Genomic DNA, 15,237 nt, shown 5'->3' with positions numbered 1-15,237 from the left:
ATGAGCTATTTGCGGATAATGATGGATGGGGTGGGAACCTGGGGATCGGGAGACCCGTTTGCCGGGCCGTCGTCAATGTTGCGTGTGGGGGTTGCCTGTTTCCGTGCCGGCCGCACCAGTTGCCAGAGGCCCCGGATCAGATCGGAATTACGGTCGAGGAAGACAGCGAAGAGAATGACGAGCCCTTTCACGACGCCCTGAAGAAACGGCGAGACATCCAGGAGGTTCAACCCGTTGTCGATGACCCCGAGGAGGATGGCCCCGATGAATGTTCCGATCAATGCCCCTCGGCCGCCGGCGAGGCTTGTTCCGCCGATGATGACGGCGGCGATGGCCGCGAGTTCAAGGCCGTTCCCGGCTGTAGGCTGGGCGGTGCCGAGCCGGGCCGTCAGGACGAACCCGGCCAGGGAGGCAAGGACTCCGCTGATGACGAACGCCAGGATTGTGGTCCGGTGGACTTTGATTCCCGACAGCCGCGACGCTTCGGGGTTGTCGCCGGTCGCGTAGATGTAGCGGCCAAAGCGAGTGCGGGCCAGGAGGAATCCGAACGCCGCGACAACAATGAGGATGATCCAGACAGGCATCGGGACGGTCAGCGGCCGTCCCTGGCCGATGGCCAGGAACCCGGCGTTTTTGACACCTACCGGGTTTCCCTGCGTAATGAACAGCGCCAGGCCCGCGAAGGCTGAGGTGCTGGCAAGAGTGGCAATGAAGGACGGCATCCGGAGTTTCGTCACCAGGAGGCCGTTGATCAGTCCACCGAGTGCACCGACCCCGAGTCCTGCGGCGAGACCGACCGCCAGCGGCTGGGACTGCAGAACGATCGCTGTCGTGGTTCCGGAGAGTGCGAGGACCGCGCCCACGGACAGGTCGATCTCGCCCAGAAGGATCACGAAGGTCTGGCCCGATGCCAGCAGAACAGTGACCGAGGAGGCCAACAAGACGTTCAGCAGATTAGGTCCGGTGAGGAAGAGTGGCGTGGCGATGAAAAGGATCACAGAGACCAGGAGCAGCATCCAAATTGCCCGGAGTTCCCGGCTGAGTTTGAGAAATGAGGCATTCATACGGAGCTCTCCAATGCGTGCTCGAGAAGTTTTTGTTGGTTCAGGTCTGCTCCGCGGAGTTCTGCCACGAGACCTCCCTGGCGCATGACCACCACCCGGTCGGACATGGCGACCAGCTCGGGAAGGTCAGAGGAAACGAGAATCACGGCGACACCCTGGGCGGCCTGTTCGTTGATGATCCGGTAGATCTCGGTTTTGGCTCCGATGTCGACCCCGCGCGTCGGTTCCTCCATCAGCAGCAGCTTCGGTTTGGTGAGGACCCAGCGTCCGAAGAGCACTTTTTGCTGGTTTCCACCGGACAGGTGGCCGACATCAGTCCCCGGCGAGGGTGTACGGATGCGCAGCCCCGAGATGACCTCTTCTGTTGAAGTCATCTCCGGGCGGCGCTGCATCAGCCCGGTCGGGGAGAACGAGTGGAGGGAGGCGAGGGAGATGTTGTCCGAGACGGATTGCTGTAGGCACAGCCCCTCCGCTTGGCGGTCCGGAGTGATGTACGCAATTCCCGCCGCGATCGCCCCTTGTGGGTTCGTGACCGGCAGGCGTTGTCCGGCCAGGAACACTTCACCGCCCGTCAGGGGTAGAAGACCAAAGAGTGCGCGGAGGACATCGCCTTTCCCGCAGCCGAAGACCCCTCCGATGCCCAGAACCTCCCCGGCATGGACCTCAAGATCGATGTCGCTGAACCGGTCGCCGGATCCGGCACCGCGCACCGAAAGGACGACCTCGTCGCGGGTATGCCGTTCTTTCGGGTAGAAGTCATCGACCTCACGGCCGACCATGGCAGAGACAACGTCACGTTCAGTGAGTTGTTCGGTCCTGCCTTCGAGTGCGACCTTCCCGTTGCGAAGGACCACCACGCGGTCAGAGATACGGAACACTTCTTCGAGACGGTGCGAGATGTACACGACGCAGATGCCAGCGCCGCGAAGCGACGCTACCTGTTCGAAGAGACGTTCGGACTCCTGCTCGTCCAATGCCGCGGTGGGCTCATCGAGGATGAGCATGCGGATGTTGTGCCCGAGAGATTTGACGATCTCCAGCATCTGCAGTTCAGCAACGCTCAGTGTCTGGGCCAGGGCATTGGGATCGGCATGAAGACCGATGGTTTCCATGACGGTTCTGGCTTGCCGGGACATCTTTTTTTTATTGACGAAAAGCCGGCCGAATTCCGCTGACTTATCCAGGGTGAAAAGATTCTCCGCCACTGTGAGCTGCGGGAAAATGTTGTGCAGAAATTCCTGATAAATCACGTGGATGCCAAGATCCATCGCATCCTGGGGATGCTTGAGGTCCGCTTCGGCCCCGTCAATGACGATGGAGCCGCTGTCTGGTGCGTGGGCTCCGGAGATGATCCTGGTCAGCGTAGATTTACCCGCCCCGTTTTCTCCGACCAGAGCGACGACTTCGCCGCCTTTGACCGCAAGGTTGATACCGGAGAGTACTTCTGTGCCGCTGAAACTTTTGCGGATGTCCCGGAGTTCGATAATCATCCTGGGCCTCAGTACACGACGCCGGCGCGGAGTATCACGTTCGCGAAGGCCGTGAACTCCCCGGACCGCACGGCCGCACGGGCTGAGCCGGTGCGGATCTTGAACTCAGCATGCGGAATCATTTCCAACTCGATGCCAAGCGGGTCGAAGCGGCGTCGCAGTTCGGTCAGCATCGCCGGGCTTTGTTCAACGATCTCGTTGGCGACGATGGCGCCTTCGACTGCCAGTTCGCTCAGGACCGTGTCCAGGAGGTCCAGGAACGCCGGTGCCCCTGGCCTGTAGGCAAGATCGATGCGCTCGACGGAGGGGGGAATCGGCAGACCCGCATCGGTGATGACCACCAGGTCGGTATGGCCCGTCTCAGAAATGACACGCGACAGCTGGGCATTGAGACTTGCTCCATTGCTTCTCAACAGATGTTCCTTTTCTAATTCCGGTAGGAGGTGGTGGACTGCGCAGACAGAAGCCGTTCGACTTCTTCTTTGCCCGGCAGGCTTGGGGAGGCCCCCCGCATTGTCACGGCCAGGGCGCCGGCGGCCATCGCCCGTCCAATAGCTGCATCGAGGGCAATTCCCTCCGCCAATGCGGCCCCCAGGTAACCGGCGAAGGAATCACCGGCGGCAGTGGTGTCAACGACATCCACTGAGAACGCCGCGAAGCGTGTAACTTCCTCCCCGGAAACCAGCACCGCGCCGGCAGAGGCCAGCGTGATCACCGCATGCCGGACCCCCCGATCACAGAACCAGCGTCCTGCTGCGATGGCGCTTACCTCGTCCACCACCGGGATGCCCGTGATCAGCGACGCCTCGGTTTCGTTCGGTGTGACGATATCCACAGAGGTCCAGATGCCCTGGTCCAGGTGCTGGGCCGGGGCAGGGTCGAGGAGGACTGTCAGCCCGGATGCTTTGCCGGCACGGATGGCACGGATGCACGTGTCGATCGGAATTTCGAGCTGCGTGAGCATCACCGATGCCTGGCCCGACAGATCCTCCACCGCAGCTTCGACGTGTTCCGGGGTCAGCCGGGAGTTGGCCAAAGGCGTGATGACGATATCGTTCTCACCGGAAGCGTCGACCCGGATATGGGCGACGCCCGTCGCCCCGTCCACGACTCTGATGTGTTCGACGTTTACACCGCTTTTGACCAACCCGTCGAAGACCATCGTCCTGAAGAGGTCGTCCCCGACGCAGCCAACCAGGTATGACCGGGCCCCGGCGAGGGCACTGGCTACGGCCTGGTTAGCTCCTTTTCCGCCCAACACGAGGGTGAAATCGTCACCGAGGACTGTCTCGCCAGGGCGCGGCAGCGTGACGGAAAAAGCGGTCACATCGGCCGTGATGCTTCCGACGACAATGACGCCTCCCGAGACGTGCTCACCTCGCAGCGCTGGGTTTTGGCTCATTCCTGTTCTCTTTCTCTGTGTGCAGGCGCTGAAGTCGAACCGCGCACCACGAGTTGGACCGGCAATGTGATCCGGTGGGACTGCGAAAGCGACGCGTCAGGCTCAAAATCCTGTTCCAGCCTGGACAGAAGCAGCCTGGCGGAGGCCGCTCCCTGTTCTATATCGGGGCGACGAATGACGGTCAGCGGCGGATCAAGTAGTTCGGCGAGGGCGACATCATCGAATCCCACAACCGAAATATCGTGCGGAATCCGCGCACCCAAGACGTGAAGCGCATTCAGGGCGCCGATAGTCATGAGGTTGTTGGCGATGAAGACGGCGGTCGGACGGTCCGGCTGGTTCCATAGATCCCGCATGCTGTCCCGGCCGCCCTCTTCCCGGAAATCTGAAATCCGGATGAGGTCCTGCCGCACCGGCAGACCCAGCCTTTCCATAGCAGCAACGAAGCCTTCGTGGCGGGCACGGCCGGGAGTAGATCCGAGAGGCCCACCAATATGGGCGATGGCCCGGTGGCCGAGGGCAGCCAAGTGTTCAACGGCTTGCCGCGAACCGGACAGGTTGTCCACGAGCACGCGGTCGAACCTTGTAGCGAAGGTGATGTCCCGGTCGACAAGGACCACCGGGGTCCTCGATTTTTCCAGCCTTACCAAGGAAAGGTCGCCCTCGACCAGCGGGGCAATGATGATGCCGTCCGTCCGCTGAGTCAGGGCAGCCAACAGCGCTTCCTCCTGCGGGGCGTCTTCATCACTGTTACCAAGGATTACCTGGTATCCGGAAGCCCGGACCTCGTGGTTGATCCCTTTCACCAAGGCAGCAAAAAACGGGTTCGTGATGTCGGGAACGATAACGCCGATGGCTCCGTGGCGCCCGGATTTAAGACTGCGGGCGACGACGCTTGGCGAATAGCCAAGCGTTCGAACAGCGTTCTGAATTGCTTCCCCGGATCGAACCGTCTGGCCCGAAAGAAAGCGCGAAACCGTCGCGGTCGACACCCCGGCCACCCTCGCGACTTCCTGAATATTCGTCATTGAATCCTCTGTCTGTAATCGATTACAGTAATCGATTACAGGAATCTTGCCACGCAGTTCCGGCTTGGGTCAATAGTGGATTCAAGAGCGTCATGGGAAAGTGGATCCTTCCGTGGCGAATCGATTGTGTCGTCTGACGTCGCTCTTGCGAGCCGGATCAGCGGTGCGTGTGACCCGGCCGTTAGTTGGTCGACCTCGTTCAGCTTCGCGGCTGAGCAAGTCGGAACGTCTCGGGGTCTACCGGCCGCTGCTGCTTGGGAAGCCCCTCGACGACAAGCAGGTACGATTCGGTCACGAGCTCGTCGACGAGCCCCGCGTCGATGCCGCCTCCTGGATGCAGCGTGATCCAGTGCGTCTTGTTCATGTGGTAGCCCGGGGTGATCTCACTGTGAGCTTCGCGCAGCGATGCTGCATCGGAGGGATCTGCTTTGAGGATCACGACCGGTTCCCCGGGCATCGCGGTCTGCAGCATGAACACCTTGCCGCCGACCTTCCACACCTCCCAGTCCCCAGTGGACTGATGGGTCCGCTCCGCGCCGGGGAGTTCCTCGGCGCGCGTGGCCGACTGTTCCTGCTGCGTCATATCATGTTGCATTTCGCCCTCCTGGCTGTTCGTGTTGGTGGACGCGCCACTCGCGCCCTCGCACTCCGAATCGGATGGACCCGGCGCCCTGGAGGCGCCGGGTCCACGGTTCAGGCGAAGGTGAACAACCGGTCGGCGTCGAACCGGGAAATCGGCGTGGCATAGGCCTTGGCCGTATCGGGGTAGCCGAGTGCCAGGAGCACCGTTGTCGTGTATCCGGTCTCGCCGATGCCGAACGCCTCGTCGACGCTGGCCCGATCGAACCCCTCCAGCGGCGTGGCGTCGATGCCGAGCTCGGCGGCCGCCATCATCGTCATGCCCAACGCCATGTAGGTCTGCTTCTCCATCCAGTGGTCCAGATCCTTGTAGGTGGAGTTGCGAATGTTGAGGAAGTCTCGGGTCATCGACTCCCACAGCTCCTGCTTCGCGGGGTCGGGGAACCGGCTGTCCGCCCGCTCCTTCGCGAAGACCGCATCGAGGTGTTCCTCGGGCACGTCCGTCCGCGTGGTGAGGATGACGGCGTGCGACGCGTTCAGGACCTTCTCGGCGTTGTCCTGGAAGCGCTCACCCAGGTTGGTCGCGAGCTGTTTTTTCCCCGCCTCGGTGGCGAGCACGTAGAAGTGATTCGGCTGCACGTTCACCGACGACGGCGTCGAGCGCAGGAATCGCAGCAGCTGCTGGAGAGTCTCCTCCGGGATGGTCTTGCTGCCGTCGAAGTAGCGCGTGAGGTGCTTGTTCATGAGCTTGTCGAGATCCATGATTGGTCTTCTTTCGTCAGAATGCTTGATGGGAGTGAGGAGCTAGAGGTGTAAGGCAACGGCCGATCTGAGGAAGATCAGCGCGAGCCGCGGCCGAGCAGGGCATCCATCCGCCCGAAGTCCATGCCTGTCGTCGCGGTCGCGAGGTCGCCGCGCACGAGCGCGCCGACCGCCTCGTCGAGGGCGCCCATCGCATGGGCGTAGAGTGCTGGCCCGAGGCTGATCCGCTTGACGCCTATCGCGCGCAGCTCAGCGACGGTCAGCACCGCGTCCGCCGGCGAGATGAGGACGTTGACCGGCGTCGGCGCGACCGCAGTGACAATCGCACCGAGCGCATCGAGGTCAGACGGGTACGGCGCGTAGACCACGTCAGCACCGACCTCAGCGAAGGCGGTGAGGCGGCGGATCGTATCGTCGAGATCGGGCCGCCCATACAGGTAGTTGTCAGCGCGCCCGGTAACTACGATGCGGCCCTTGGCCGCCGCGACCGAAGCGCGCACGCGAGCGACCGCCTCGTCGAAGTCGCGGATCGGCCGGTCAGGATCGCCGGACGTGTCCTCGATGCCGATGCCTGCCAACCCATGCTCGACTGCGGCGTTCACTGTCGCCGCGATGTCTTCAGGCGTATTTCCATAGCCGTCCTCGAAGTCGCCGTTGACAGGCAGGTCAGTCAGGCGAGAGAGTAACCCTGCATGTGCGAGGTGCTCGTCGCGCGTGACCTGGTGTCGTCCGTCCAGCCGACCCAGCGACGCGGCGAGGGCATAGGACGACGTCGCTATCGCCTCGAAGCCGGCATCGGCGAGGACCTGCGTCGAGAGGCCGTCCCACGCATTCGGCATAACGAAACCGCCCTCGCGGGTATGCAGGGCCATGAACCTCTCGTACCTCTCGGAGCCCGGCACGTCAGCTAGCCTGGCCACCGTCGACGGGGACGTCAACGACTGTCTGGTTGACGTTGTTGAGGTAGTTCGTGAGAAGGTACACCACCGCGACGGTGACGATCGCGAGGATCTCCGCGTCGCTGTATCCGGCCCCGCGCACCGCAGCGATGTCGGCGTCGCCGACCTGCCCACGTGTCTCTACCACCCGCTGCACGAAACGAGCCACGGCTGCTCGACGAGGGTCGGTGGAGCTTCCTGCGCCCGCCAGCTCGATGTCGTCGGTCGACATGCCGCCGAGCCCCGACGACACGTACGTGTGCAGAGCCTGGCAGTAGGCGCAATCGTTGGACTGTGAGACGGCCAGCGCAATTGTGTGCCGCGTCTTCGCGTCGAGAAGACGGCCGATGCCGCCTTGCAGGGTCATCACGATCTCGAGAACGGCGGGGTTCGCCGCGAGGGTGTTGAACATGCCCGGCGCGAAGCCGAGCTGCTTGCGGATTCCGTCGAGGATGCTCTGAGCCCCGGCAGGAACGTCTTCGAGGCTGGGAGCGGTAAGTCGGGACATGGCAGTTGATCCTTCAGATTTGATTATTGGACTATTTCGTCCACTATTAGAGTGGACACCATGTGAAAGTGGGTTGTCAAGCCCAATGCTGTACTAGAATGGTGGCATGCAGGTCAGCATCGGCTCTCGGAGGCCGCAGAAGCTCACGGTGAAGGGGCATGCGACACGCGCCCACATCCTGCGGCATGCCGCGGAGTTGATCTACGCCAAGGGCGTCCACGCGACGAACAACGAACTGCTCCGAAGTGCCGCCGGCGTCAGCGGATCGCAACTCACCCACTACTTCCCGACCAAGGAGAGCCTGGTCCTTGCCGTCATCGACTGGCAGGCGGACAGCATCCTCGGATTCCACCGCAGCGAACGGTTCGCAGGCTTCGACAGCGTCGACGCTTTTCAAGACTGGGCGGACTTCTACATCCTCTCTGGTCGCCCGTTCGAGGACGGTTGCAGCCTCGGCGCCCTGGCGAGCGAGATCGTAAAGACCGATCTCGACATTCACGAACAGCTCGCGCGCGCCTTCGAGCAGTGGCGAGACATCTTCCGTGAAGGACTCGAGCGAATGCAGCGACTCGGCCGCATCGACGCGTCAGCCGACCCGGTGCGGCTTGCCCACATGTTCGTCGCCGCCTACCAGGGAGGCATGCTCCTCGCTCAGGTCGCTCGCGACATCGCGCCGCTACGGGACTCGTTGTACGCCGCCGTCGACCACCTGCGGACGTTTGCTGCGACGCCCGATGACGCCGACTCCAACTGACGCGGGCCCGCCAGGAATGAAGGCGTTGCACGTTCCAAGCCGCAAACGCCGATAACAGCGCAATGTCCTCCGTTAGGTTGAGCTCCAGGATCCCCAGTTGCGGGCGTCAGCAAATACGGTGTGAAGCCTCAAGGAGGCTACGAAGCATGGGTCGAATCACAGGAAAGGGCCACCTGCTTCAGATACCGCATGACCACAGAAAATTCTTTACTCAACACTCCCGGCACTATCACCTCAACGCACCTTCCCCGGGAAATCTTCAGGAGCACTGCCACAAGGCCCCTGCGCTTGTTGGAAGCGCCAGCACTCCGCTAACGTGCCTTGTCCCGGGCAGTCAGGACTGCTTCCCGGAGGGACTGCGCGTCATAGGCTCCGTAGTGCCGCTGGCCGTTGATGAAGAACGTCGGTGTGCCGCTTGCTCCGCTGAGATCCGCTGAACGGACATCCTCCTCAACTCGGCTTTGGAACTGCCGGGAAGCCAACTGTCGCCGGAACCGCGGGACGTCTAGCCCGAGTTGCTCGGCGTAACTCTCGAGTTCCGCCGGCGCGAGGTGGTGCTGGTTCGTCAGCAGCAGGTCGTGCATGGGCCAGAACGCGCCCTGCGTTGCCGCGGCCTCTGCAGCTTCAGCAGCGAGCTGCGCATTCGGGTGCACATCCGAGATGGGCAGATGCCTCCATACGAAGCGGACCTCCTCATCGTCGAGCAGCTCCCGCACCGAGGGTTCGGCTCTGCCGCAATACGGACACTCGAAGTCCCCGTATTCGACGATCGTGACAACTGCATCGAGGGAACCGCGAACGTGGTCGCGGCTCTCATCCACGGATGCGACCAGATCGGGGAGGGACGTGCTTGCCCCCAATAGCGCCCGGGTGCGCACGGCCGGCGGCAGCACAGCGGTGATTCGGAAGACCAGCCAGGTGATGAGGGATGCCGCGGTCGCGGCGGCGAGGATGCCGAGCTTTGCTTCCTGAAGCTCAGAGCCGGCGAACGCGAGGGACGCGACCAGCACGGCCACCGTGAATCCGACACCCGCGATGGTGCCGCTGCCCGCGACGGCAGCCCAACCAACGGGTGGTCGAAGCCGCCCGCCGGTGAGCCACGTGAGGATCGCTGTCACGCCCAAGACAGCCACCGGTTTGCCGACGACATAGCCGAGGAACACACCCACTGTGACGGGTGCGAAGATCGCTGCTGCCAAGAATTGCGGGTCAAGGCTGATGCCCGCGTTCGCCAAAGCGAACACCGGCACGATCAGGTAGCTCGTCCACGGATGGTAGACCGTCTGCATCCGCTCGTTCGGAGACAGAGTCGACCGAAGGCCGGCGGCCACCGACCGTGCCAGCGCCGGTGTCGGCTGCTCCCGGAACCGTCTGAACGTGCCGCTTGCCTCCTCGAGCAGACGCCGGTCCGGTGAATACGCCGGCGTGACCAGACCGACCGCGAGTCCGAGCACGATCGGATCAACGCCGCTGAACAACAACGCAATCCATGACACCAGGGCGAGCAGTACGGTCACCCCGCGCAGAAACCGAACCCGGCGCCCAACCAGGATCAGGGCAAAAGCGACTGCCGCAACAAGAAGTGCGATCGGCTGCACATCGCTCGTATAAACGATCGCGATCACCAGCAACGCGACCAGGTCATCGACGATGAAAACTGTCAGCACGAACCCGCGGATGCGCTCGGGAAGTCCCCGGCCGATTAAGGTCATCAGACCGAGGGCCAACGCGGTATCGGTGGACATCGCCACCCCCCAACCGTGCTGTCCGGGTTGCCCCGCGTTGATCGCAAGAAAGATCGCCACCGGAACGGCAATGCCCGCTAGGCCTGCCGCGAAAGGGATCACAAACTGCCGACGCTCCCGGAGCGCACCAAGATCGAATTCTCGTCGCGCCTCAAGTCCAACAACGAGAAAAAACAATGTCATCAGGCCGCTGCTGACCCAGCCACGCAGGTCCAGCGAGATGCCTATGCCGCCAAGGTTCACGCCCAGTGGTAATTGCCAAAACCATTCGTACGAAGCGGCACCGAGATTCGCCCAGACAAGCGCTCCAACGATCCCGATGAGGAGCACACCGGAGCTTCCGGATTCGGTGCGGAGAAATCTGGTCAGTTGGGATGCGACACTTCGTGTCCAGATCGTTCGGTTGAGGCTGCCGTCATCGGCGACCTGATTCGCAGTCATATCAAAACCATCGCCCCGTCCGCCTGACGCCTTTCGAGAAGCCCACTGTATCGAAACCGGGGCGGGGAACTAACTTACAGCCTGACGGGTGTATGCGGGTTCTGCTGCCCAGCGGCCCACCTCGGATCCTGGCTGGCTGGTATAGCTGCACCCCCGGGCCGCCCGATCGACCTGATCGCCGGGCCGGTCAAGGGGCCGCGTGCCGTGGCGGGTGCAGTTCACTGTCGTTGCGGCAGTCATGGCGGCACTGCTGGTTGTTGGCGTCGTCCTGATCCTCGTCATCCGGGCCACAGGCGAGGGCAAACGGGCCCGGGTGGACAAGGCCGCACGCCACCTCGGCCGCGGCAAGTCCCGACCTACACGGATGTTTCGTCACTGCCGAAGATCAGGCCTCACTGATGTCATGGACGCCGCCATTCCATCCAGACGCAATTAAGGCCATGAAGTCCGCCAAGGACAAGGTCGAGTAGTAATCGACGTAACGCAAGGGGCCGCTCTCCCTGCCGCCAGTGGCCTCAGGCGTTTTCACTGGAGGCTCCAGCCGGCTTTTTCGCCCAAGCCGAAACCCGCGTCCTCGGGGTCTCTCTCCTGGTGGCTTTCAATGTGATCGTCTCCTCTGGCCGACAGCGGCTCGCTGTCATGACAACAACACTAGTTCAGAGTTAGGTTACAGTCAACAGCTGTAACCTAACTCATCCACCCTAAATGCAGCAGCGGGAACTGCCTGCCACGTCTTCATTGTTGTGACGTCAGTGACGTCCCCTTCGCCGGCTTGAGATGACCATACTGGCCTCGGAGGACTTCGCCCCTAATCCCCCACGTCAGAGACTACGGAGTTCGGCGCCGCCCGCTCAGGTCTGCCGTGGCTGAAGGGCCTTCACCCTCTTGGCTCATCGCCTGCAGGTAGCTGCGTTCGGCGTGGCTTGCTCGCTGGCAGCGGTCGACGACGAACCCGTGGTCCAGGTCGGCCGTGCCCAATTCGACGGCGAGGCGGGCATCCCAATGAAAATTCCCATTTCGGAGGCGTCCTCCAAAGCGTCCGCCCGTAGGACTGAAGTAAATAGGCGTAACCGCCATTCCGGGCTGAACCGACCCGGTGTGGCCGGGCGCAAACGCCTCACTAACCGCTAACACTGGGGCACCGGCCGGCCTTCCCGCCACAAACCTGGGCGCGAGTCGTCGTACCTCCGGTTGTCGAGGAGCCTATCGGGAGAGGTCCGGGTGCGCATCGCCGATATGTCCGGGAGCGTTTGCCGCCAGGACCCGCTCCACGAAGGCACCGTATTCTTCCATGTAATGACGCAGGAACGCTGCGGTGGACTCGTCCGTTACTGCTCCGTCATCGCCGAAGATTTCCGGTTTGAATTGCACGTAGGCTTCCGGAGCGTTCAGCTGGGGGGCGTCAAGGAAGCTCAGCACCGCGCGCATCGTGGATTGCATGACGGCGGTGCCGATGCCCCCGGGCGAGGCACCGATGATGCCGCTTGGTTTGCGGGCGAACGAATTGGATCCCCAGGGGCGGGAACCCCAGTCGATGGCGTTCTTCAAAGCCCCTGGGATGGAGCGGTTGTATTCGGGCGAGACGAAGAGGATGCCATCGCAGGACTCGATGGCTTCCTTCAGTGCGCGTCCTTCAGCGGGGAAGTCGGCGTCGTAGTCGTAGCTGTAAAGGGGGAGATCCTTGATGGGGATCTCGGTGAATTCAAGGTTGCTCGGCGCTAGCTTGATGAGGGCCTTGGACAGCGTGCGGTTAATGGAGCCGCTGGCCAGGCTGCCGACGAAGTAGCCAATTTTGTAGGTTTTTGCCATCAGCTTGATCCTTCCTAGGGCCGGCCGCGGCCGGCATGTTATTGGTGAGGCCGCGCATGCGTGAAGGCACGGCCCCGGGCACTAATGAATCATCAGGGGCTGGTTGGACGGTGTCCGTAGCCGGGGCGTACGGGTTGGTGCAGACCTTTGCATTCCCCTATTTGCGGAGCAGCGACTAAGTCGCCGCTGAGGCTCCACGAGCTGACAAACAACAAAAGAGCGTCACCTGCCGCTCCGTGCCCCGCCGCGTCTTAGGCGTGTTCTTTTGGAAGGTCGTCTCGCCGTACCGCATAGCGGTACGCGTGCGCCTGCGCGTCGGTCTCCACTTCGAATCCTGCAAGGTCTATTTCAGATGCCTGCTCGAAGGGGTCGTGCGAATGCACGATCGGTGCAAGATAATCACCCCGCGAGGCGGGACCCAAAAGGATGTAAGCCCACCACACTGGACGAAAATGTCGCCTTAAAAAACCAAGTGGGATTGCCACAATTCGACCTCTCAATTGGAACATCTGGATGCTTCTCTCTCCGGTTCAAGGCGCTAACGACTTCGCCGGGGGCGCCATGGTGCCTATGTTCGTCCGCGGCTGACAAACCGGGGACTCGTTGGACAACTCGACACGGGGCTGAGTCTCGAACGGTTACGTCACGTCACGCTCAAACGCGCTGAATTGCTCGTCGTCGTCCAGGCCGCCTGAGGGTTCGTGCTGGGGGTAGGCGCCGGAGCCAGGATGTACCTTGTCGATGAGATCGAGGTATTTCTGGTTGCGGGCAATGAACTCACCCACGACCGGGCAGATGATGGTGATCTTCTTCCCGCTCTCGCGGATCTCATCCAGCACGCGAGCGACGAGTTCTGTCGCTACCCGATGGTTGCGGTAGGCACGACTGACCCATGCTGAAAGCAACACCACCCGGCCGCCCACGAACCGATACGTGAGCTCCCCGATGGCCTCAGCGCCGAGGGCGGCGATCCATCGGCCCCGCTCCGGATCGTTGATCACATCGAGCTCCCAGCTGGACTCCACCTCGCTGAGAGCCTTCTCTTTCAGAGCAACGATGAGTGCCGCGTTACTCGCTTCACGGTTGGTCTTCTCGGCCTCGATGTTGGTCATCACTTTCACACTTTCTGTTGGGGAAGCTCGGAGGGTTGGGTCTAGGATCGGCGCGACCCTCTGCTGACTCCTGGGTGTTTGGGGTCGATGAGGTCGGCATACTCGGGATTATGCTCGATGAACGTGCGCACGATCGGACACATGATGGTGACTGTTTTTCCTTGCCCGCGAACATCATTGAGGACACGTCGGATCAGCTCAGTGGCGAAGCCCTGTTTACGAAACTCGGGGAACACGGAGGTGGCCAGCAGCACGACTCGGTCGTCGCCGGCAATGTTGTAGGGCAGGCCGGCGATCTCGGTGCCGCCGACGATTGCCTCATAGATGCCGGTTTTTTTGTCGTTGACGAAGTCGAATGCGGGGGCCCGGGGATCATCGGTGACCTCGTCGATGAGGACGGTCTGATCCTGACCGAGGGCGCCTTTTTCGTCCGGATACGCGGCCTCATCGGGATACTCGAAGTGGTAGCGGGTCGCGTCGGTCATGGGCTGTCCCTTCGTGATTGTTCGTCCGGAGGTGTGCCTGTCCACTACGGACGAACCTGGATGATCGTCTTTCCGCCCCGCCGCTCGGTCGGGTTGAGGGCGGCGACGGCATCGTCGAGGTTGGCGATGTTGCCGATGTTCGTCCGCAGACGTCCGTCCCGCACCCGCTGGACGATCTCGTCGAGTTGTGCACGATCGGACTCGACAACGAAGTCGACTGCCAGGCCATCCGCAGGGCGCGCTTCGATCGACCCAGTGACGCCTACCAGTGTTCCTCCGGGCCGGATCAGGGCCACAGACTGCTTCTGGATGTCGCCACCGATCACGTCGAATACCAGATCGACTCCACCGACGCCTTGCAGGGTGTCGTTGGCGAGATCGACGAACTCGTGTGCGCCGAAGTCAAGTGCTTTCTGCCGGTCGGCGGCGCGTCCGGTGCCGATGACATAGGCACCGGCCTCGCGGGCCAGCTGAGTCACCATCGACCCGACTGCGCCGGCCGCGCCGTGCACGAGGAGGCTCTGCCCCGACTGAAGACGGCCGTGTACGAACAACCCCTGCCACGCGGTCAGGCCCGAGATCGGCAGACTCGCGCCAGTCGTGAAATCGACGTCGCCCGGCAACGGCGCCAGGTTGCGTGCCTCGATCGCCACATACTCGGCCAGGGTGCCGTCTCGATGCCAGTCCGAGAGGCCGAATACCCGCTGTCCCACCGACAGCCCCGTCGTGCCATAGCCGAGCGCGGTCACCACCCCGGCCAGCTCGTGCCCGAGGATCGACGGTGACCGATCACGGCCGGCGCGATCGACCCAAGTCGAAGACCACTCGACCTCAGTCGGGACGAACCCCGACGCATGAATCTCGACAATGACGTCGTTTATCGCCGCCGTCGGCTGCGGGCGCTCCACCAGCCTCATCCCGGCCGTTCCAGCCACCTGTTCCGTCACCACAATCGCCTTCATCAGGCACCTCCTGTATTCATTCTTCGCCTACACGGCTTTTTTTACACGGCCTTTTTGGTCTGTAACGTTAGCGGCACCAAATCTCGGTGTCTTACCACGCACGTCGATAAAAGTTGTGGCACGAGAGCCCGGTCGGGAATCGGGGGGTGAGCATCGGC

Annotated in this window: 15 protein-coding genes; 1 reads left to right on the top strand and 14 read right to left on the bottom strand. The window is 62.4% G+C overall.

The genetic code is table 11. The features are described 5' to 3' along the window. Window positions 1-5: 5 nt before the first annotated feature. From BLS42_RS08330 to BLS42_RS08290, 9 genes are all read right to left on the bottom strand, one after another. Window positions 6-1,064, bottom strand: a complete 1,059-nt coding sequence (locus tag BLS42_RS08330) for an ABC transporter permease (RefSeq protein WP_090579307.1) — start codon at window positions 1,062-1,064, stop codon at window positions 6-8. Continuing rightward, window positions 1,061-2,554, bottom strand: a complete 1,494-nt coding sequence (locus tag BLS42_RS08325) for a sugar ABC transporter ATP-binding protein (protein WP_090579304.1) — start codon at window positions 2,552-2,554, stop codon at window positions 1,061-1,063. The genes BLS42_RS08330 and BLS42_RS08325 overlap by 4 nt, the downstream gene beginning before the upstream one ends. Before the next feature lie 8 nt (window positions 2,555-2,562). Continuing rightward, window positions 2,563-2,967 carry a D-ribose pyranase gene (gene rbsD, locus BLS42_RS08320; RefSeq protein WP_090579301.1) on the bottom strand — a complete coding sequence of 135 codons (405 nt, stop codon included), beginning with the start codon at window positions 2,965-2,967 and terminating at the stop codon, window positions 2,563-2,565. A 14-nt stretch (window positions 2,968-2,981) separates the two neighbouring features. Next, window positions 2,982-3,956: a ribokinase gene (locus BLS42_RS08315; RefSeq protein WP_090579296.1), complete on the bottom strand. Its 975-nt coding sequence runs from the start codon at window positions 3,954-3,956 to the stop codon at window positions 2,982-2,984. Then, window positions 3,953-4,984, bottom strand: coding sequence for a LacI family DNA-binding transcriptional regulator (locus BLS42_RS08310; RefSeq protein ID WP_090579293.1), 1,032 nt, complete (start codon window positions 4,982-4,984; stop codon window positions 3,953-3,955). The genes BLS42_RS08315 and BLS42_RS08310 overlap by 4 nt, the downstream gene beginning before the upstream one ends. Window positions 4,985-5,183: 199 nt before the next feature. After that, entirely contained in the window at window positions 5,184-5,579 is a 396-nt protein-coding gene (locus tag BLS42_RS08305) for an MmcQ/YjbR family DNA-binding protein (protein ID WP_256336337.1), read from the bottom strand. Between the two features lie 98 nt (window positions 5,580-5,677). Continuing rightward, the gene (locus BLS42_RS08300) at window positions 5,678-6,325 is read right to left on the bottom strand and encodes a nitroreductase family protein (RefSeq protein WP_090579286.1); all 648 of its coding nucleotides are present in this window, start codon (window positions 6,323-6,325) and stop codon (window positions 5,678-5,680) included. Between the two features lie 77 nt (window positions 6,326-6,402). After that, window positions 6,403-7,197, bottom strand: coding sequence for an isocitrate lyase/PEP mutase family protein (locus BLS42_RS08295; RefSeq protein WP_218122087.1), 795 nt, complete (start codon window positions 7,195-7,197; stop codon window positions 6,403-6,405). 31 nt (window positions 7,198-7,228) lie between these two features. Beyond that, entirely contained in the window at window positions 7,229-7,771 is a 543-nt protein-coding gene (locus BLS42_RS08290; RefSeq protein WP_090579280.1) for a carboxymuconolactone decarboxylase family protein, read from the bottom strand. A gap of 106 nt (window positions 7,772-7,877) precedes the next feature. Between BLS42_RS08290 and BLS42_RS08285 the strand changes: the two genes are divergently transcribed. Next, a complete protein-coding gene (locus BLS42_RS08285) occupies window positions 7,878-8,525 on the top strand; it encodes a TetR/AcrR family transcriptional regulator (protein ID WP_090579277.1) in 648 nt (215 codons plus the stop codon). Window positions 8,526-8,836: 311 nt separating this feature from the next. On the opposite strand, the gene BLS42_RS08280 is transcribed toward BLS42_RS08285, so the two are convergent. The 5 genes from BLS42_RS08280 to BLS42_RS08255 form a co-directional block, all read right to left on the bottom strand. After that, window positions 8,837-10,711 (bottom strand): Na+/H+ antiporter NhaA, encoded by a 1,875-nt coding sequence (locus BLS42_RS08280; protein ID WP_090579274.1) that lies wholly within the window; start codon window positions 10,709-10,711, stop codon window positions 8,837-8,839. 1,203 nt (window positions 10,712-11,914) lie between these two features. Then, the gene (locus BLS42_RS08275) at window positions 11,915-12,520 is read right to left on the bottom strand and encodes an NADPH-dependent FMN reductase (protein ID WP_090579272.1); all 606 of its coding nucleotides are present in this window, start codon (window positions 12,518-12,520) and stop codon (window positions 11,915-11,917) included. Window positions 12,521-13,158: 638 nt separating this feature from the next. Continuing rightward, window positions 13,159-13,632 carry a GNAT family N-acetyltransferase gene (locus BLS42_RS08265; protein WP_176803275.1) on the bottom strand — a complete coding sequence of 158 codons (474 nt, stop codon included), beginning with the start codon at window positions 13,630-13,632 and terminating at the stop codon, window positions 13,159-13,161. Window positions 13,633-13,673: 41 nt separating this feature from the next. Continuing rightward, window positions 13,674-14,117, bottom strand: coding sequence for a GNAT family N-acetyltransferase (locus BLS42_RS08260; RefSeq protein ID WP_090579265.1), 444 nt, complete (start codon window positions 14,115-14,117; stop codon window positions 13,674-13,676). A gap of 44 nt (window positions 14,118-14,161) precedes the next feature. Continuing rightward, the gene (locus tag BLS42_RS08255; protein WP_090579262.1) at window positions 14,162-15,079 is read right to left on the bottom strand and encodes an NADP-dependent oxidoreductase; all 918 of its coding nucleotides are present in this window, start codon (window positions 15,077-15,079) and stop codon (window positions 14,162-14,164) included. Window positions 15,080-15,237: the final 158 nt, after the last annotated feature.

It is taken from the genome of Arthrobacter sp. ov407, assembly GCF_900102895.1.
Lineage (GTDB): Bacteria > Actinomycetota > Actinomycetes > Actinomycetales > Micrococcaceae > Arthrobacter.
The sequence above is the reverse complement of the archived record's forward strand: the minus strand, read 5'-3'. Positions and strand labels throughout refer to the sequence as shown.